Source organism: Streptococcus oralis, assembly GCF_003943415.1.
Taxonomy (GTDB): domain Bacteria; phylum Bacillota; class Bacilli; order Lactobacillales; family Streptococcaceae; genus Streptococcus; species Streptococcus oralis_BJ.
In genome coordinates, this window is record NZ_RJPK01000002.1 from 147,475 (window position 1) to 167,240 (window position 19,766).

The following is a 19,766-nucleotide window of genomic DNA, read 5'->3' on the forward strand; positions in this document are numbered from 1 at the left end:
ATAGATAAAAAAGAATCAGGATCAAATCCTGATTCTTTTTGTGTATCAACTTTTTCTCCTAGTAAGATAATGCAGGCTCCCAATCACCACTGCTAGGATGGCTACATAGAGTACTTGAGTGGTTTCTAGAGGCACAAAAGCTCCTCGCAGGATAAAGGTATTGGCAAGTACGCCAACAAGGGCTCCAAGGCTCAAAAACGTGAGCAAGAGTAGCTTGTATCGATTAAATGGCAGACTGACCTTGGCAACTAGACACAGACCATTGATCAAAGCAAGGAGGAAGCAAATAAATTTGACCTGACCTGGGACAGTGATAAAGAAGTTAGTCAGGAGAACACTAGCAACCAGAATGCCACCACCAATCGCCGCATTGATTAAAATATCTCGCATAAAATGAGTGCTAACCTTCTCTTTATTGGACTCAAAAGTTAGGAAGAAGGATGGAATCCCAATCGTAATAGCTGAAATGATTGTAAACTGAATGGGGATAAAGGCAAATTCCAAACCAAATATCACACTTAAAATAGCAAAAACGATGGAGAAGAAGGTTTTTGTTAGAAAGAGAGAGGCGACCTTTTGGATGTTATTGATGACACGGCGACCTTCCATCAAGATATCATAAAATACTGCAAAATCATCTGTGAGAAAGACGATGTTGGAGACACTTTTAGCTGCGCTCGTAGCACCATTCATAGCAAAGCTGATGTCTGCTTTCTTGAGAGCCAGAACATCATTGACTCCATCACCACTCATAGCAACTGTTTTCCCAGCATTTTGCAAAACGGTCACCATCTTTTGCTTCTGCTCAGGTGTCACGCGCCCAAAGATATCGTGTTCCAAGACCACTCTTTCAAAGTCCTCATCACTAACCTTGGTCATATCAATCGCACGGGCTGATTCTTTAAATCCTGCCTTACGAGCCACCCCATATACAGCCACATGATTATCACCACTGATAATCTTTACTTCAACACCTTGAGATTCGAAATAGTCAAAGGTGTCCTTGGTATTGTCCTTGATCTCATCTGATAGAACGACGTGCCCTAGTAGTTCCATATTGGCTGGAGTCGTGATTTGGTCCTTGCTATGAGCAAGCGATAAGATTCGAAAACCTTGTTGTTTTAGATGTTCATAGTAAGGATCCATCGGTTGAGTAAAGCCTAGAAACTCATAAGCCCCGAAGAAATAGGTCCCACCATCTTTTACTTGGACAAAGGAATACTTGTTTTTACTTGAAAAGGCACCAACTTCTTGAACTTCCCACTTTTTCTCACAGGTTAAGTAAGTCTTCAGAGCCCGCGACGTCGCATTTTCATCCTCAAAATAAGCTAGATAAGAAGACAGTTTCTCTGCTAGCTTATCATCCATTTCTTGGACCTTCATATTACCAGTCGTGATGGTTCCTGTCTTATCAAAACAAAGAACATCTACACGCGCCAAGGTTTCCACACAGTATAGCTCCTGCACCAGAACCTTCTTTTTAGCCAGCTTCATGGTTGCTACCGCCAGAGACACACTGACTAGGAGAATCAAACCCTCTGGAATCATGCCGACCAAGGCACCTGAACTTCCTAAGACAATCTCAACATAAGTCCTCCCTAGACTAAAACCTCTGACATAGAGCAGAATGGCAACTGGCACTAACAAAATCGAGACGATTTTTAAAATCTTATCCATGTAGTCGCGCAGTTGAGAAGGATATTTTTTGAATTCCTTGCTGGATTTTGCAAGCTTATTGATATAACTATCGGGACCGACCGCCGTCGCCGTAACCAGACAAGTACCGCTGACGACATTGCTTCCGCTCATCAGCTTATCACCAACCGTTTTAAAGACCGAATCACTCTCGCCAGTCAGCAAGGACTCATCAACTTCAATATTCCCTTCAAGCACTTCTGCATCTACAGGCACCTGATCTCCCAGATTGAGATGCAGATACTCGCCTAGAACAATATCCTCTGGGTCAATCTCAATTGTTTTCCCATCTCGATTGACCCTGTACTTACTTTTACCAAGCAAACTTAGTTTTTCTAAAGCATTTTTTGAACGCACTTCTTGGAAAATACCGATGGCTGTATTGATAGCAATCACACCTAAAAAGAGCATATTTTCAAATCGCAAGGTTGTGGCTACCAGAACTGCCAGAGCCAAGTTCATGGCATTAAAGAAGGTAAATATATTTGAAACGACAATTTCCTTGGTTGTTTTGTAGGGTTTAATATCGCTGATGTTTCGTTGACGTTCCTTGATGTCTTGACTGCTTAAATACTTCATTTCTACTCCGATATCCTTTTGTACTACTATAATAACACATATCTTTTTCTCTGTCACTTAAAGACTCAAAATAAGAAGAACTCCCTTGGCAAGCATCATCTATCGCAACTTTAAGAAGAACTTAAAAAAGAAGCTAGGATTCCCCTAACCTCTTTTCTCTATGCTTTATTCTGCCAAGGCTCCCATTGGATCCCATGGTGCTAACACGGTTGGCTCTGCTTCATAAGCAGCTTGTTCTTCTGCTGTTAGTAATTCCTTACGAACAACGATTTGGTAGGTGTATTCGTCCATCCAAGCATCTGAGGCAACAAAGTAACCATCTGTACCGACCTTGTCTCCCCAAGAGTTCTCAACCTTCCACTTGGTTGACTTGCCGTTTTCATCCAAATCAACACCTGTCAAGACCATGGCGTGGGTCATCAAGCTTTCGCTGTAGTCCAAACGTCCAGCCTTGTCTTGAATGAGTTGAATATCCATGCTTGATTCAAAGTCATAAACATCAGTCGCAAGGATTCCAGCTTTGCGGTTGCTGAGTTGGCCGACATCAGAACCAAACCAAACGGTCTCACCTGTTTGCATTTGGGCAATCGCCAATTCTTTCAAGCGTTCCATTGGAACGTTGATATAGCGAACTGCACGACTACCGACGACATTTCCCAACATCTCAACTGTATATGATTTACCGTAAGGTTTTTCAGCAGTTGGGGCATTGATAACAGAAACATAATCTTCTAGAGGAAGATTGACATATTTCTTGTAAAACTCTTGTGGTGTGATACCTTTTTCGCTTTGGTAGTTATCATCCTTATCACGATAAGCAAAGTCAAACTTACGTGGGGGAAGTCCCAAAGACATAGCAAGGAAGTTAAAGATTTCTTGCAAGAGCTCTTCTTTCTTGCCTTGAACAGTCGCTTGGTCTGCACCAGAAGCCAACAAATCACGCAAGATTTGAGCATCTTGACGGAGCAATTTGTTAAGGATGGCATTGAGCTCACGGCTGCTGCTAGATGAAACAGACTCAGGGTAAACTGACTTAGGAACGACACCGTATTTCTCAAAGAGGGCAACGACCATATCCCATTGACCACCGTCTTGTTGAGGGGTTTGGAGTAGGAAGCTAACCTTACGGCTCGTCAAGTCTTGGTCTGCAGTCGCAATGACTTGCTCCAAAAACCAGTTAGATTTCTCATACTTGTCCCAGAAGAATGTGTGAGCTTGTGACAATTCAAAGTTTTCCAGTTTGTATTGAGAAATGAGTTTATGACGGAAAGTATTGAGGGCCGCAAACATCCAGCAACGACCTGATGCTTTCTGGTTAGTCACCTTGTCCTTGGTCAAATCCAATGAGAAAACAGGCGTGTTGTCAACATGGCTTTGGCGACGCTCTAGGGCTGCAAAAATTCCATTGTGACTAGCAGCATTTTCGATCGCTTGGTATTTGACATTTGCTTCATAGTTGGCAAATAGTTTATCTGTAAATGATTCTTGAATCGCGTTCATAGATTCCTCCTTTTATTCTACTGTCTATTATAACTCTTTTCACAAATGAAGCAACCGAAAAACATAAAAAGGCAAGGACATTCTCCTCACCTTTTTACTAAAATAAATTAACTTAAGCAATACTAGCAAGGAGCTCCTCTAACTCCTCCTTGGTCAAGCGACGCCACTCACCCCTTTTCAGGTTCTCGTCTAAAATCAGTGTTCCCATAGTCAAACGTTGTAAGTCCACGACTTCCTTACCACAGTATGCCACCATGCGTTTAACCTGATGAAACTTCCCTTCTGCAATGGTCACACGAACCAGACTTTGATTTTTTTCTGGATCTACCGATACAAGCTCCAGTCTAGCAGGCTGACAGGTAAAGTCTTTGAGAGGAATGCCCTTGGTAAATGTCTCCACATCTTCTTGGGTCATAATCCCCTTTACTTGTGCCAAATAGGACTTTTCCACATGACGCTTAGGCGAAAGCAACGCATGGGCCAGCTGGCCGTCATTAGTCAAGAGCAGAAGACCATGCGTGTCAATATCCAAGCGCCCCACTGGAAAAACTTCCTTGGTCCGCGCCAAATCATCCAACAAGTCCAACACTGTTCTATGTTTAGAATCCTCAGTCGCTGAAATAACTCCTTGGGGCTTGTTCATCATGTAGTAGACAAACTCCTCGTACTCCAGCACTTGGCCATCAAAACGAATTTCATCTCTTTCTTCATTAATCTGCAGTTTAGCTGACTTTTCCTTTTTACCATTTACCGTCACGCGCCCAGCCTTAAGCAAGTTTTTGACCTCCGTCCGACTTCCTACTGCGCAGGCAACTAAAAATTTATCTAATCTCATAGAACTATTATATCACACTCAAAAGGAGGCTGGCTCAATGACCAACCTCCTTTTCATTTCAGATTTAAGGAACTAACTTCCTCGTCTCCAGAAGATAGCTAAGACAAGCATGGCTCCCAAAACGGCGGGAATAACAGCTGTTCCCGCTAAAATTGGTCCCCAAGTTCCAAAGAGCAGATGCCCCAGAAAGGCACCAATCCAGCCGAGAAACATTTTTCCAAAGCATCCCATGCTCTCTCCACGATTGGTCAAAGCACCTGCCAAGAGTCCCACTAGGAGACCAACAAACATACTTCCAAGCATAGCTTCTCCTTAAATAGCCCAGTCTCCATTGCGGAAGATTGGCACACGACTACCGTCCTCACGGATACCATCAATATTCATTTGATTTGAACCAATCATAAAGTCCACGTGGACATCTGAACGGTTGAGGCCCGCAGCTTCAAGCTCTTCTTCGCTCATCTCTGCACCACCAACAACACTGGTCGCATATGCTGCACCGATAGCCAAGTGGTTTGACGCATTTTCATCGAAAAGGGTGTTGAAGAAGGTAATGCCTGACTGAGAAATTGGGCTTGGATCTGGTACCAAGGCACATTCACCCAAGGCACGCGCACCCGCGTTTTCAAAGACGAGGTCTTTCATGACCTGATCACCCTTCTCAGCTGAAATATCAATGATTTGACCATCCTTGAAGGTCACTTTAATCCCTTCGATGATATTTCCGTTATAGCTAAGTGGTTTTGTAGAGGTTACATAACCATCTGCACGGCGGAAGTCAGGCGCGGTGAAGACTTCCTCTGTTGGCATATTTGGTAAGAATCCTTCGCCTTGAGCATTAATTGCTCCTGCTGATTCCCAAACATGGTTCTTTGGCAAGCCAAGTGTCAAATCTGTCCCTGGCGCTGTGTAGTGAAGGGCTGAAAATTGCTCTTTATTGAGCATATCTGCCTTGCTCTTGAGGTTGGCTGCATGTTCTTCCCAAGCCTTAACAGGATCTTCTTCGTAGACACGGCAAGTTTTGAAAATTTGGTCCCAAAGCAAATCTACCGCTTCCTCATCGCTCGCAGCATTTGGAAAGACTTTCTTAGCCCACTCAAGCCCAGCAGCGGCTGCTACAGTCCAGCTAACCTTGTTGGATTGAGTTGCGATACGCATTGGCTTCATAGCAAGTCCCATCGCTTTGGCAGAAGCTGAAAGCTTGTCAGCGTCCACACCGTTCAAGGCACCTGGATCAGAGGAGCGAACTCCAAGACGGCTAGCCTTGTTCTCCAAAAGATAGTTCATCTCAGCAATCTTGTATTCTGGCACATTGTCCAAACGCTCCATCGGCGCGTGAAGGAATTTCTCACGGTTGATGACATCATCTGTCCACTGAACAATAACCTCATATGCACCCAAGGCATAAGCTTCCTTCACGATCAAATGCGCCAACTCACGCTGCTCCACATCGATAGAGAGAGCCAAGGTATGACCAGGTTGCACGTTAATTCCGTTCGCAACCAACAATTTAGCATATTTTTCTAGATTTTCTTTAAAATTTGGTAAAACCATTTTGTTTTCTCTTTTCTATTGTTATTTCTCTTTAAACAAGGACAGCAGGCTAACTGCTGCCACCGTGCCGCAAATCAAAGCGGTCATTTTCAAAATCGTATCAGGGTCAAAATCCAGCTGGTAATCAAACATCTTTTGCGCTGGCTTATCCTGAGCGGAAATGGTAAGTTTCATAAAAACCTCTTTCTATATTTTAGAACAACTCATCAAACAAGCTCAACTGGTTATCCTCTGGCATATTGCCGAGAATACCCATTTCATCCATCTTTTCAACCAAGGTCGAGGAAAGTCCACCACGTTTGCGGAGTTCCGTTTTAGAGAGAAATTCGCCCTCTTGGCGCGCACGCACCAGTTGCTTGGCAACATTCTCTCCCAGACCATCCATAGCTACAAATGGCGGAATGAGGGTATCCCCATCAATGAGGAACTCTGTCGCCTGACTACGGTAGAGATCGAGTTTGCCGAATTTGAAGCCACGTTCCCACATTTCATTGACAATCTCAAGAGTGGTATAGAGGTCAATCTCCACATTAGAGGCTTCATTATTCTTCCGTTTTTCAGCGATCTCTTCCATTCTACGCTTGATAGCATCCAAGCCCGCACCCATGGTCTTGATATCAAAGGCCTTGGCACGGATAGAGAAATAAGCACAGTAATAATAAATCGGATGGTGAACCTTGAAGTAGGCCACGCGCAAGGCCATCATAACGTAGGCTGCCGCATGGGCTTTGGGGAACATATATTTGATTTTCCCACAGGATTCGATATACCATTCTGGCACCTTATTGGCCTTCATGGCTTCGATATAGCCATTTCTCTCCTCTTCGGAAATCTTCAACCACAATCCCTTACGTACCCGTTCCATGATGGTAAAGGCCATCTTAGGCTCGAGACCCGCATGCATGAGGTAAACCATGATGTCGTCCCGACAACCGATAACGGTTGATAGGTCCGCAATTCCTTGCTTGATCAAATCCTGGGCATTTCCCAACCACACATCGGTACCGTGGGATAATCCAGACAACTGAAGCAATTCCGCAAAGGTCGTCGGATGCGTTTCGTCTACCATCCCACGTACAAAGTTTGTTCCAAACTCTGGGATTCCCAGCATGCCCGTCGGCGTTCCGATTTGCTCCGGCGTCACCCCAAGTACATCCGTCCCAGAAAAGAGGGCCATCACGCCTTCATCATCCATAGGGATTTCATTAGGATCAATCCCAGACAAGTCCTGCAATTTTCGAATCATGGTCGGATCATCATGTCCCAGCACATCGAGTTTGAGGACGTTCTCATCGATATCGTGGAAGTTAAAGTGGGTGGTCTGCCATTCAGCCGTCACGTCATCCGCTGGATACTGGACAGGCGTAAAATCGTAGACATCCATGTAGTTAGGAATAACAACAATTCCCCCCGGGTGTTGTCCTGTTGTCCGCTTGACACCAGCTGCACCTTGAGCAAGGCGTTCCACCTCTGCATCACGATAAAACTTCCCATAGTCCCGCTCGTAGCCCTTGACAAAGCCATAGGCAGTCTTGGCAGCTACCGTACCAACCGTTCCTGCACGGAAAGCATATTCCTCACCAAAGATATCACGTACATCCAAGTGGGCGCTAGGCTGGTCTTCTCCCGAGAAGTTCAAGTCAATATCGGGAACCTTGTCCCCATCAAAACCAAGGAAGGTCTCGAACGGAATATCCTGCCCATTTTTTCTGAGTTTATGGCCACAGTTTGGACAGTCCTTATTGGGCATATCAAAACCTGAACCATAAGAACCATCGGTGATAAACTCACTGTACTGACACTGACCACAGACATAGTGAGGAGAGAGAGGATTAACCTCCGTAATCCCAATCATAGTCGCAACAAAACTGGACCCAACAGACCCACGAGAACCAACCAAGTAGCCCCGTTCATTGGAACGTTGCACTAACATCTGGGAAGCCAGATAAATCACGGCAAATCCATTCCCCAGAATAGAGGTTAATTCTTTTTCAATCCTCAAATCAACAATATCTGGCAGCGGATTGCCATAAATCTCAAAAGCTTTCTTATAGGTCAGCTCGGCGACCGTTTCTTCCGCCTTGTCAATGAAAGGTGTGTACAAGTCACCCTTAACAACCTCAACAGGCTCAAAAATTTCTGCCAAGGCATTGGTATTTTCAATAACCAATTTGCGTGCTAAATCCTCTCCCAGGAAGGAAAATTCATCCAACATCTCATTAGTCGTTCTAAAATGAGCTTTCGGAAGAGGAGCTGGTTGGGCATGTTCACCGTGACCGATGGTTCGGTTAATCATAGCCCCCTGGCCCAAACTACGGACGATAATTTCACGGTAAATTTCTTCTTCCGGTTCGATATAGTGAACATTTCCCGTAGCCAGTACAGGCTTGCCAAGACGGTCCCCGACCTCTATCAAACTCTTGATAATGGTCTGGAGCTCCTCCATATCCTTGACTTGCTCTTTGGCAATCAGTGGCGCATAGATGGCTGGTGGCATGACCTCGATAAAGTCATAATACTTGGCCACCTCAACCGCCGCATCCACACCTTGGGAAACAACTGCGTCAAAAACTTCACCCTCCGAACAAGCTGATCCCAAAATCAAGCCCTCCCGATGGGCATCTAGAACCGTTCTCGGAATCCGTGGCACCCCTTCAAAATACTTAGTATTAGACAAAGAAACCAGTTTAAAGATATTTTTCAGCCCCACCTGATTCTTGACATAAATGGTCGCATGCTTGATCCGAGCTTTTTTATAAGAGTCTGGACTAATCAGATCAATATTTAGTCTAGCCAGATCAGTCACACCATGTTTTTCTGCCACCTCTTTGATAAAGATGAAAAGCAGACGGCCAGTAGCTTCCGCATCGTAATTGGCCATGTGGTGGTGTTCCAGTGCCACACCAAAACGCTTAGTCAAAGGCCCCAAACCATGACGTTTATACTCAGGATAGAGGTTTCTAGCAAACTCCAGCGTATCAATAACTGGCTGGCTAATCTTAGGCAGACCATGACGCTCATAGTTGGCATTCATAAAGCCAACGTCAAAGGTGGCATTGTGGGCAACTAAGACCGTATCCTTACAGAATTCTTGGAATTCTTGCAAAACTTGTTCCAGTGGTTTGGCATTTTTGACATGATCATCTGTAATACCAGTCAACTCAGTAGTAAAGGCTGACAAATGATGTCCTGGATTGATAAATTCATCAAATTCGGCAATGACATTTCCCTTGTACATCTTAGAGGCCGCAACCTGAATCAAGTCATTATAAATAGCTGAAAGTCCCGTCGTTTCCACGTCAAAGACCACATAGGTCGCTTCCGACAAGTCCATCTCTACTTCGTTATAAACGATAGGAACGCGGTCTTCAACGATATTGGCTTCCATTCCATAGATTAGCTGAATTCCAGCTTTCTTAGCTGCCTTATAGCCATGTGGGAAGGACTGGACATTCCCATGGTCCGTGATGGCAACCGCCTTGTGTCCCCACTTAGCAGCTGTCGCAACGATTTCTTCAACCTCTGGTAAAGCATCCATGGTTGACATATTGGTATGAGCATGAAACTCAACCCGACGCTCACCTTCTGGCATCAAATCCTTGCGTTCATAGTGAACAACCTCCTGCACATCCTGCACGTTCATGGTCAAATCGCGTGTAAAGTTATTCATCTCCACATTCCCACGAACACGAAGCCAAGAATTTTTCTTGATGAGGTCAAACTTCTGAGCTTCTTCTTCATTCTTAACCCATTTTTGCATTGAAAAACTTGAACTATAGTCCGTCATCTTAAAGTTAATCAAGACACGACCTGTTCTGGTCACTTTATGCTCGACATCAAAGACCACCCCTTCAAAGACCAAACGATTTTCCTCAGTCGTCACATCAATCATCTGGGTAACTTCTGCCTTATCTAGCTTTGGCTTGGCCGCAGCTTTTTTAGCCTGAAAGTCAAAGGTCGATTTCTCTTCTACTGGAGGAGGGGCCATTTGTTCCAGTTGCTCTATAGCTCGGAGCGCTTCCTCATTGGCAGCTTGAACAATCTGTTCATTCTCCGTATGGAAGGCTTCCTCCTGCTCTTTTGTAAGAGCATCATTCTTTTCTATTTGGCATACAAAAGCTGGAAAACCAAACTTTTCGAGTTGCTTTGCCAAATTAGGAAGATGATTCTTCTTAAAGTGCTCCTTATCAATCGCCTCTGAACCTTCAATAAAGAGTTGATTTCCCTCCGCACGAACTTGCAGATTCTGATAAAGAGACTTAAATCCTTGGCTAGCACACGGACCTTCAGAAAAAGCCTCCTTATAGTAGGCCTGCAAGAGTTCATTAGAAAATTCTTGAGAAAGAGCCTTGATTTCAAAAACAGCTTGATTGCCTGTCTTAGAAAATTCCTCACTCAACCCCTTCTTTAACTCTAGAAAAATTTCAATCGGTAAAATTTTAGAAAATACAAAATGAAATTCCCATACCTTACTAATTTTATGAACCACGACACGCTCAATGCTTGCATCAACGAGAGCAGGATCCTGTTTCAGTTGATCAGAGATTCCTAGTTGGTTCATTAAAATTTCAAACTTGCTTGACATTCATTTTCCTCACATTATTCTCTTACTATTTTACCATAATTAAAGAAAATATATAGCCAGTACCATTTTCCTTGCGATTTAGATGGAAAGGTTTTATCATACTTATAGTAGATAAAACTATACTGATCCGTAGTCACATATTAAAAAGTGAGATGACGTCTCACTTGGCATCTCACTCTTTTTATTCTTAAAATCCATTATTGTCGCTGAGCTCTTTGAACCAGTGGCCTGATTTCTTCAGCCGGCGTTCTTGCGTTTCCAAGTCAAGCTCAACCAAACCATAGCGGTTTTTATAGCTGTTGAGCCATGACCAGCAGTCAATAAAGGTCCAGATTAAGTAACCTTTACAGTTAGCACTATCTTCGATGGCACGATGGAGTTCACGCAAATGCCCTTTGACAAAGTCAATTCGGTAATCATCTTGAATCATCCCATCTTGACGGAATTTTTCTTCCCCTTCAACACCCATGCCATTTTCGGTCAGCATCCACTCAATATTACCATAATTTTCTTTGATATTTTGAGCGATATCATAAATCCCCTGCTCGTAGATTTCCCAACCGCGATGAGGATTGATTTTACGGCCTGGCATGACGTAAGGCTCATAGAAATGTTCTGGCAAGAGGGGACTGTCTGGATGTTTAGCAAAACGCGGCGCCATAACGCGCAAAGGTTGGTAGTAATTGACTCCAAGGAAATCAACTGTATTCTCGCGAATGAGTTCTAACTCTTCAACAGTGTACTCTGGTAACAAATCATGCTCAGCTAAAATTTCCACTAACTCTTCTGGATAAGCTCCCAAGACAGACGGGTCTAGGAAAGATTGTGCTTGGAAGAGATCCGCAATGCGAGCAGCCTTGACATCCGCGGGATGCTGGCTACGTGGGTAAGCTGGTGTCAAGTTAAGGACAATCCCAATCTTAGAATCAGGCAAAATCTCATGACAGGCCTTAACCGCAAGACTGCTAGCCAATTGCGTATGATAAGCAACCTTAACCGCCGCCTTAGCATCTACCTTGTGAGGATAATGGGCATCATAAAAATAACCAAATTCTACGGGGACGATGGGTTCATTGAAGGTAATCCATTGGTCCACCAAGTCACCGTAAGTTTCAAAACAAAAACGAGCATAGTCTTCATAAGCCTTGATGGTCGCCTTATTTTCCCAACCATCGCCGTCTTCTTGGAGGGCAAATGGCAGGTCGAAGTGATAGAGATTGACTAAGAGACGAATCCCCTTGGCCTTAATGGCTTCAAAGACCTGACGGTAGAAAGTCACCCCTTGAGGATTGACTTCTCCACGACCTTGCGGGGAAATACGAGACCACTGGATAGAAGTTCGGAAGGCTGTATGACCAGTCTCTACCAAAAGCTCAATATCCTTTTCCCAGTTTTCATAGAAGGTCGATGTTTTGTCAGGTCCAATCCCATTGTAATAACGGTTTGGCTCCACCTGATACCAATAATCCCAGAGATTATCTCCTTTACCATCACCTGGCACTCGTCCTTCTGTCTGTGGTCCAGAAGTGGAGGAACCCCAGACAAAATCCTTTGGAAATTTTAGCATAGCTTTACCTCTTCATTTACTCATTTTTCCCATTATACAGAAAAAACAAGGTAAAAACTAGTTACATTTTTGCCTTGTTTTTCTTCTGATTATAGTTTTATTTCTTGCTTAGGATTTCAAGGGTTTCGAGCAAGTTGTCTGCATGAACTTCGATGGTGTCACCAGTCGCCTTGATCTTGACTTCTACGATACCATCAGCTGCTTTCTTCCCAACAGTAATGCGAATTGGCAACCCAATCAAGTCGCTATCGCTGAATTTGACTCCGACACGTTCGTTACGGTCATCTGTCAAGACTTCGTAACTAGCTCCCATCAAGTTGGATTCCAATTTTTCTGTTAAGGCTTGCGCTTCTTCATCTTTGACATTGACAGTAATCAAGTGCACATCAAATGGTGCCAATTCTTTAGGGAAGTTAACTCCCCAAGCGTAACGGTATTCACCTTTTGGCGTTTTGTTAACAAAGAGGCGAGCGTGTTGCTCTATAACGGCTGAGAGGAGACGACTAACACCAATACCGTAACAACCCATGATGATTGGGATCGCACGGCCGTTTTCGTCCAAGACATCTGCACCCATGCTTGCTGAGTAGCGAGTTCCGAGTTTGAAAATATGACCGATCTCGATACCACGCGCAAAGTTTAGGACACCTTGTCCGTCTGGTGAAATTTCACCCTCACGAACTTCGCGGATATCTACATATTCTGCAGTGAAATCACGACCTGGGTTCACACCCGTCAAGTGGTAGCCATCTTCGTTAGCCCCCACAACAGCATTGCGAACATCTTGCACCTTACGGTCTGCAATGATTTTCACATTCTCTGGCAAACCAACTGGGCCAAGTGAACCAAAACCAGCTGGGATAACATTTGCTACTTCTTCCTCGCTCGCAACATCAAAGAAATCTGCACCCAAGTGGTTTTTCAACTTGACTTCATTGAGTTGGTCATTTCCAACTAGAAGGGCTGCAACAAGCTCACCATCTGCCATGTAGAAGAGAGTTTTAATCGTTTGCTCTTCTGGCACGTTAAGGAAGGCTGCCACTTCATCGATGGATTTAACACCTGGAGTTTCGACGCGAGTTACTTCTTCTTCAGTAACGACACGGTTGCTTGGTTTGTACTCGTTTGTTGCCATTTCTAAGTTAGCTGCATAGCTAGACTCACTTGAGTAGGCAATGGTGTCTTCACCAGAAACCATCCATTTGAGCAATTCTGCCTTAATTTCTTCTTGCACTTCTGCAGGAATCTCATCAAATGAGGCAACTGACTTATCTAAGACAACCCAGCGGTCGAGGTCTGTACGGGCTGGTGTAATGGCCATAAATTCTTGGCTATCCTTACCACCCATGGCGCCACCGTCACCGATGATGGCCTTGAAGTCCAAGCCACTACGAGTGAAAATTCGTTCATAGGCCGCTTTGTACTCGTCATAAGTCACATCCAAACTATCGTAATTAGCATGGAAACTATATCCGTCTTTCATGATAAATTCACGCGTACGGAGAAGTCCGTTACGTGGACGTTTTTCATCACGGTATTTCGGTTGAATTTGGTAAAGGTTGAGTGGCAATTGCTTGTAAGACTTGACAGAGTCACGAACAATAGCTGTAAAAGTTTCTTCGTGTGTCGGACCTAGGATAAAGTCTGACTTTTCACGATTTTTCAGTTTATAAAGGTCTTCACCATAGGTTTCATAACGACCTGATTCACGCCAAAGATCTGCACTGAGAAGGGCAGGAGCCAACATTTCCACCGCACCAATCTTATCAAACTCTTGGCGCATGATATTCTTAGCCTTTTCAATCACACGGTTAGCGAGTGGTAGGTAAGAATAAACACCAGCAGAAACTTGACGAACATAACCAGCACGCAACATAAGGGCGTGGCTGATAACTTGAGCATCGCTTGGCATTTCGCGAAGCGTTGGGATTAGCATTTTACTTTGTTTCATAATATTCCTCGATTATCTAAAAGAAGAGTCGCATAATGTCATTCCAGGTCACAGCTAGCATCAAGACAACCATGATAACTACACCAGCCATGGTGACATAGGTTTCAATTTCTTGTTTAAGGGGTTTCCGGCGGATAGCCTCTAGGATATTGAGCACAATCTTTCCACCATCCAAAGCCGGAATCGGAATCAAGTTAAAAATCCCGATATTGATGGAAATCACGGCTAGGAAATAGAGGACGTTCTCAAGACCATTTTTAGCAGCATCGCTACTTGCCTTAAAAATAGCAACGGGACCACCGAGTTTGTTCAAATCTGGATGGAAAATCAAGTTTTTCAGAGCCGAAAGGATACGAAGTCCTGAGTCAGCAGCTGTCGTAAATCCACCAACAAACATAGATAGAAAGTCTGACTTGACCCCCGGCTGAACCCCGAGAATATAACGTCCTTGATTTTCTTCTGGAGTCACAGTGACTTGTTTTTCGCTACCATTTTCAGAAATAATCACATCTAAGGTCGGAGCAGTCTTATCCTTAGTATCTGCTTCCACAGCTTGGGTCAAGTCTTGCCAATTCTTAACTTCATGCGAGCCGATCTTGGTGATTTGAGCAGTCTCAGCTACTCCCACCTTAGCCAAAGCTCCCTCTGGCATGACATGAAAGAGATTGGTCTGCGTATCTCTAACACCACCCTGCAAAAAGATTAGGATCCAAAAAACAACAACACCTAAGATAAAGTTATTCATAGGACCTGCAAAGTTGGTGATGAGCTTGCCCCAGATAGAAGCATTTTGATATTGTACATCCAGAGGGGCAATGCGCACTTCGGTTCCATCTATCTCAACAACTGTTGCATCGTGATCCACTGCAAAAGTCTTTTCTTCTTCCAAGACCAAACCCTTGATAAAGAGCTTGTCTTCAAAGTCAAACTGGGTTACCTGCATAGGGAGAGCTGTTTGATCCAGTTTCTTCCCTGAGAGATTGATTCGTTTGACCTTACCATCCTCTGCAAGTGTTAAACTGACCGGGGTTCCTGTCTTGATCTCCGTCGCATCATCACCCCAACCAGCCATACGAACATACCCTCCTAAAGGAAGGATCCGAATGGTATAAGCAGTGCCGTCCTTACCGATATGGGCAAAAATCTTGGGGCCCATACCAATAGCAAATTCACGGACTAAAATGCCTGATTTCTTGGCAAAATAAAAATGTCCAAACTCATGCACCACCACGATAATCCCAAAAACTAGGATAAAGGTTAGCAATCCAATCATTCAATATTCCTTTCTTTAGAAGAGGCCAAACAAGTGCATCATTGGAAACACAATCAACATACTATCAAAGCGATCCAACACACCACCATGCCCCGGGATAAATTTCCCAGAATCCTTGACACCGAAATGGCGTTTCATAGCACTCTCAATCAAGTCACCAAACTGACCTGCCACACTGAAGAAGATGGCAAAGAGGCTCATTCTATAAATCCCATAAGGGAGAGCAACTGTGCTATCTACTAGCATGAAGATTGCTGTTACCAGTACCGCACCTAGAATACCACCGATAAAGCCCTCAATGCTCTTATTGGGAGAAACTCTTGGCGCCAACTTATGCTTGCCAAAATTCATCCCTGTCAGGTAAGCTGCGCTATCTGTCGCCCAGACGATAAAGAGGGCCAGAAGCACCTTGTCAAAACCTGCCACCCGAGCATCTAGTAAGGCATTGAAGCCAAAACCAACATAAAAGCTCACAGCAATCGGGAAAACTGCATCTTCAATCGTATAGCTTTTACTGAAAACGGTGGTCCCTAGCATAATCGTAATTAAAACGCTGTAAGCAACCACATTCCCATCAACTGGCAAAAAAGTTAGATAATTTTCTAAGGGGATTGTGAGGGCGAAGGTCGCAAAGAGGGTCAAGGCGCCCTCGATGGTCATGGTCTTTAGCCCTTTCATCTGCAAGAGTTCATGGACGCCTAGCATCGCTAACAAGCCAATCCCTATCTGCAACAAGAGTCCTCCCACAAATAAGACTGGAAGGAAAATAGCCAGGGCCAATACCGCAAACAATGTTCTCTTTTGTAAATCTTGGGTCATATCTTCTCCTAAACTCCTCCAAAACGGCGATTGCGACGATTATAGGCCGTAATAGCCTCCTGCAAAGAGGTCTCATCAAAATCAGGCCACAAGGTATCCGTAAAGTAAAGCTCGCTATAGGCTGCTTGCCATGGCAAGAAATTACTCAAACGCAACTCACCACTCGTACGGATAATCAAATCAGGATCTCGCAAATCCTTTGGCAAGCGTTGTGTGAAAAGATAATCCCCTATCATATCTTCTGTAATATCACCAGGATTGATTTTGGCATCTAGAACTTCCTGAGCCAAGCTCTTAAAAGCCTGCGTAATTTCAGCACGACCACCATAGTTAAGCGCAAAATTGAGAATCAAGCCTGTATTGTTCTTAGTCAATTCCTCTGCTTTTTTCAAAGCTTCAAAAGTCGGCTTAGGTAGGCGATCTGTCTCCCCAATCATCTGAATCTTAACATTATTTGCATGCAATTCAGGGACGTAGTTATCATAAAACTCAACTGGCAAGTTCATGATAAACTTGACTTCTTGATCTGGGCGCGTCCAGTTTTCCGTTGAAAAGGCATAGACCGTGATGACCTTAACTCCCATCTTATTAGCTGCCTTGGTCACCTTTTGGAGGGCTTCCATCCCTGCCTTATGACCAAAAACCCGTGGTTGCATCCGTTTTTTAGCCCAACGGCCATTCCCATCCATGATGATGCCAATATGAGCAGGAACCTGTGTTGGAACCTCAACTTCTACAGCTTTATCTTTCTTAAAAAATCCAAACATGATCTTATTCCTATTCAAAAATCTATCGTTTCATTATACCATATTTCCCTCTATTCTTCTATTGCTAAGTTACTGCCCCTGCTTACAGATAGACAAAAATAAGCCGCCTGATTGGGCGACTTTATTTTATAGGGAGATTATTATGAAAAAGTTTTAGGAGTTTAAGTTAAGTTTTTCTTAACTTATGAGCTTAGTATACACCTCCTAGCTTAAATTTTTCTTAAGTTTTTTGAGAAATGAAAAATCTAAAATAAGATTGCCCACTTGAGTGTACGAAAAGTACCTCAAATCATCTCAAATAGCCAATCTAAGTCTAAAACCTAGCTTTTTCTGAAAGTCATTTCAAGCTGACACCTTTTCCCATAGTTTATAGTTGGAACTTTGCTTCATAAGTTACTTTCATAATGCACTTATCTATCAAATCATGTATTCTACACTATAGCTAGCATCTGATAAGATACGAGCCAGGAACTGCTTGGTTCGTTCTTCCTGCGGACGACTAAAGAAATCGTGGGGATTATTCTCCTCTACGATACGGCCTCCATCCATGAAAATGACGTGGTTGGAAACATCTCTTGCAAATCCCATCTCATGCGTGACGACCACCATGGTCACACCTTCTCTTGCCAGTTGTTTCAAAAGATCCAAGACATCTCCAACCAACTCAGGGTCTAGTGCAGATGTTGGTTCATCGAGTAAAATCACCTCTGGCTTGACGGCAATGGCACGCGCAATTCCTATTCGTTGTTGTTGTCCCCCAGAAAGCTGGGAAGGGTAGTAGTCCTTATAGGCAAGTAAACCAACTTTTTCCAAGGCAGATTCTGCACGTTTGAGCGCTTCTTCCTTGGGAACTTTACGAGCCACGATTAGACCTTCTAGAATATTTTCCAGAGCAGTTTTATTTGCAAAGAGATTGTAGTGTTGGAAAACAAAGGCTGTTTTTTGGCGAATTTCTAGAATGTCTTTCTTGCTAAATTTTGCCAAGTCATAGGTTTTTCCTGCCAAGGTCAAACGGCCACTGTCAGCTTTTTCTAAGTGGTTGAGACAACGGAGAAAGGTCGTTTTCCCCGAACCTGATGGTCCTAAAATGACGACTACATCCCCTTGGTTGACCTGGAGATTGACATCCTCCAGCACCTGCCTCTCACCAAATGTTTTTGCGATATGTTCTACTTGTAACATCCTGTCCTCCTATACAAAACGCACGCTAGATGCTTTTGCACTTTTTTCTTTTTTCACATAGCCTTTTTCCAGTAGGGAGAAGCACCACTGAATCAAACCACAGATCAAAATATACTGCAAAAAGATCACAAAATAAGACTCAAAATACTGGTAGCCGTAGGACGCTTCCACACGAGCAATAGCGGTGATATCCTTGATAGTCATAACAAAGACCAGGGAGGTCCCTTTGACGATATTGATCACCAGATTGGCCAAGTTAGGCAAGGCTGAGCGCAAGGCTTGAGGAAAAACAATCCTTAGATAGGCCTGGGTCGTAGTCAGCCCAATCGCATGCGCTGCCTCTAGTTGTCCCTTGTCCACCGTCAAGATAGCTGAACGCAAAATCTCCGACAAACTCCCGACCGTCATCAAACTATAAATGATAAAAGCATAATAGAGAGGATCAAGCTTGAAAATATCAAAGTCACTTCCTATGCTTTTGAAAAATTGATTCAGCAAACTTGGAAACAAACTATAAAAGAAGAGGATCAATAAAATCGGAGGAGTCGCTCGGATAAAAGCCAGATAGACCAGAGAAAAACTCCTCACCCCTCGAATCTTGTGGATCTGCCCCAAGGCTAAAAATAGAGCCGGTAAAAAGCTTAAGACCATAGCCACAATCATGATAATCAAGGTGATTGGCACACCCTTCAAGGTCTCCAGAAAGGTCTTTACAATATAGTCTATATCCATTTCTTACCTCCCTTTTGTTTCCAAAGACTTCTCAAGCAAACGACTCAAGCTAGAAATAACCAAGGCAATCCCCCAGTAAAGAAGCGCAACTGCCGTATAGGTTTCCAGAGAGTAGTTCCCTAAATTGCGACTGATCAAGAGATTCCCCGCCCCCATAACATCAACGAAACCAATCGTATAAGCCAAGGCAGCATCCCGCATGAGATTGAGAATAGCAGTCGTTATATTGGGAAGAGCAACTTGAAAAGCTTGGGGGAAAATGATTCTCCAAAAAGTCTGACTTGGAGTCAAACCAATACTAAGCCCGGCCTCTGTCTGCCCCTTTGGAATAGCTTGATAGCTCGCCTTGAAAACCTCTGCAACAATAGCGGCAAACAAGAGAATCATCGTCAGGAGAACAAAAATAGTTTTAGACCAGTTGTTGATATCCAAACCAAGCCACCATTTCAGAAATTCTGGCAAGCCATAAAAGACTAGAAAAAGCAAGACAATCGGCGGTGTACAACGAAGGGTAAAGATATAGCCTTTGGAAATCGCTGCAAAACTCTTGTCTTCTCCTACTTGCGCCCAGGCCAAGAGACCTCCAAAAAGGGAACCAAGAAGAGTGGTAAAAAAGAGAATGGACAAGGTCATAGGAAGTGCCTGCCATAAGGTTGGCAAAAACTGAAAGACCTTGGAAAAATCATAAGAAACCATGCAAAACCCTTTCTAGTCTTGGAATTTCTGG

At 43.8% G+C, this 19,766-nt stretch carries 15 protein-coding genes; all 15 read right to left on the reverse strand.

Features of this window, described 5'->3' with window-relative positions; translation table 11 throughout:
• Positions 1–45: 45 nt before the first annotated feature.
• A complete protein-coding gene (locus tag D8801_RS03360; RefSeq protein WP_125847864.1) occupies positions 46–2,274 on the reverse strand; it encodes an HAD-IC family P-type ATPase in 2,229 nt (742 codons plus the stop codon).
• Between the two features lie 165 nt (positions 2,275–2,439).
• Positions 2,440–3,774: an aminopeptidase C gene (gene pepC / locus D8801_RS03365; RefSeq protein WP_125847866.1), complete on the reverse strand. Its 1,335-nt coding sequence runs from the start codon at positions 3,772–3,774 to the stop codon at positions 2,440–2,442.
• A 112-nt stretch (positions 3,775–3,886) separates the two neighbouring features.
• Positions 3,887–4,609 (reverse strand): pseudouridine synthase, encoded by a 723-nt coding sequence (locus tag D8801_RS03370; RefSeq protein ID WP_125847868.1) that lies wholly within the window; start codon positions 4,607–4,609, stop codon positions 3,887–3,889.
• Positions 4,610–4,681: 72 nt separating this feature from the next.
• A complete protein-coding gene (locus D8801_RS03375) occupies positions 4,682–4,912 on the reverse strand; it encodes a GlsB/YeaQ/YmgE family stress response membrane protein (RefSeq protein WP_000901576.1) in 231 nt (76 codons plus the stop codon).
• Between the two features lie 9 nt (positions 4,913–4,921).
• Positions 4,922–6,163 carry an aminopeptidase gene (locus tag D8801_RS03380; protein WP_125847870.1) on the reverse strand — a complete coding sequence of 414 codons (1,242 nt, stop codon included), beginning with the start codon at positions 6,161–6,163 and terminating at the stop codon, positions 4,922–4,924.
• Positions 6,164–6,184: 21 nt separating this feature from the next.
• Positions 6,185–6,337, reverse strand: a complete 153-nt coding sequence (locus tag D8801_RS09815) for a hypothetical protein (protein WP_185758490.1) — start codon at positions 6,335–6,337, stop codon at positions 6,185–6,187.
• Positions 6,338–6,356: 19 nt separating this feature from the next.
• Positions 6,357–10,748 (reverse strand): PolC-type DNA polymerase III, encoded by a 4,392-nt coding sequence (locus tag D8801_RS03385; RefSeq protein ID WP_125847872.1) that lies wholly within the window; start codon positions 10,746–10,748, stop codon positions 6,357–6,359.
• 187 nt (positions 10,749–10,935) lie between these two features.
• A complete protein-coding gene (locus tag D8801_RS03390) occupies positions 10,936–12,315 on the reverse strand; it encodes a glycoside hydrolase family 1 protein (protein ID WP_125847873.1) in 1,380 nt (459 codons plus the stop codon).
• 97 nt (positions 12,316–12,412) lie between these two features.
• Positions 12,413–14,266, reverse strand: a complete 1,854-nt coding sequence (locus D8801_RS03395) for a proline--tRNA ligase (RefSeq protein ID WP_125847874.1) — start codon at positions 14,264–14,266, stop codon at positions 12,413–12,415.
• A 16-nt stretch (positions 14,267–14,282) separates the two neighbouring features.
• Positions 14,283–15,539, reverse strand: coding sequence for an RIP metalloprotease RseP (rseP, locus tag D8801_RS03400; RefSeq protein WP_125847876.1), 1,257 nt, complete (start codon positions 15,537–15,539; stop codon positions 14,283–14,285).
• Between the two features lie 15 nt (positions 15,540–15,554).
• Complete coding sequence (locus D8801_RS03405; protein ID WP_125847878.1) at positions 15,555–16,358, reverse strand: phosphatidate cytidylyltransferase; 804 nt, start codon at positions 16,356–16,358, stop codon at positions 15,555–15,557.
• Between the two features lie 8 nt (positions 16,359–16,366).
• Positions 16,367–17,125: an isoprenyl transferase gene (locus tag D8801_RS03410; RefSeq protein ID WP_038804618.1), complete on the reverse strand. Its 759-nt coding sequence runs from the start codon at positions 17,123–17,125 to the stop codon at positions 16,367–16,369.
• A gap of 417 nt (positions 17,126–17,542) precedes the next feature.
• Complete coding sequence (locus tag D8801_RS03415; protein WP_125847880.1) at positions 17,543–18,307, reverse strand: amino acid ABC transporter ATP-binding protein; 765 nt, start codon at positions 18,305–18,307, stop codon at positions 17,543–17,545.
• 9 nt (positions 18,308–18,316) lie between these two features.
• Positions 18,317–19,039, reverse strand: a complete 723-nt coding sequence (locus D8801_RS03420) for an amino acid ABC transporter permease (protein WP_125847883.1) — start codon at positions 19,037–19,039, stop codon at positions 18,317–18,319.
• Positions 19,040–19,042: 3 nt separating this feature from the next.
• A complete protein-coding gene (locus D8801_RS03425) occupies positions 19,043–19,735 on the reverse strand; it encodes an amino acid ABC transporter permease (RefSeq protein ID WP_009729724.1) in 693 nt (230 codons plus the stop codon).
• Positions 19,736–19,766 lie beyond the last annotated feature (31 nt).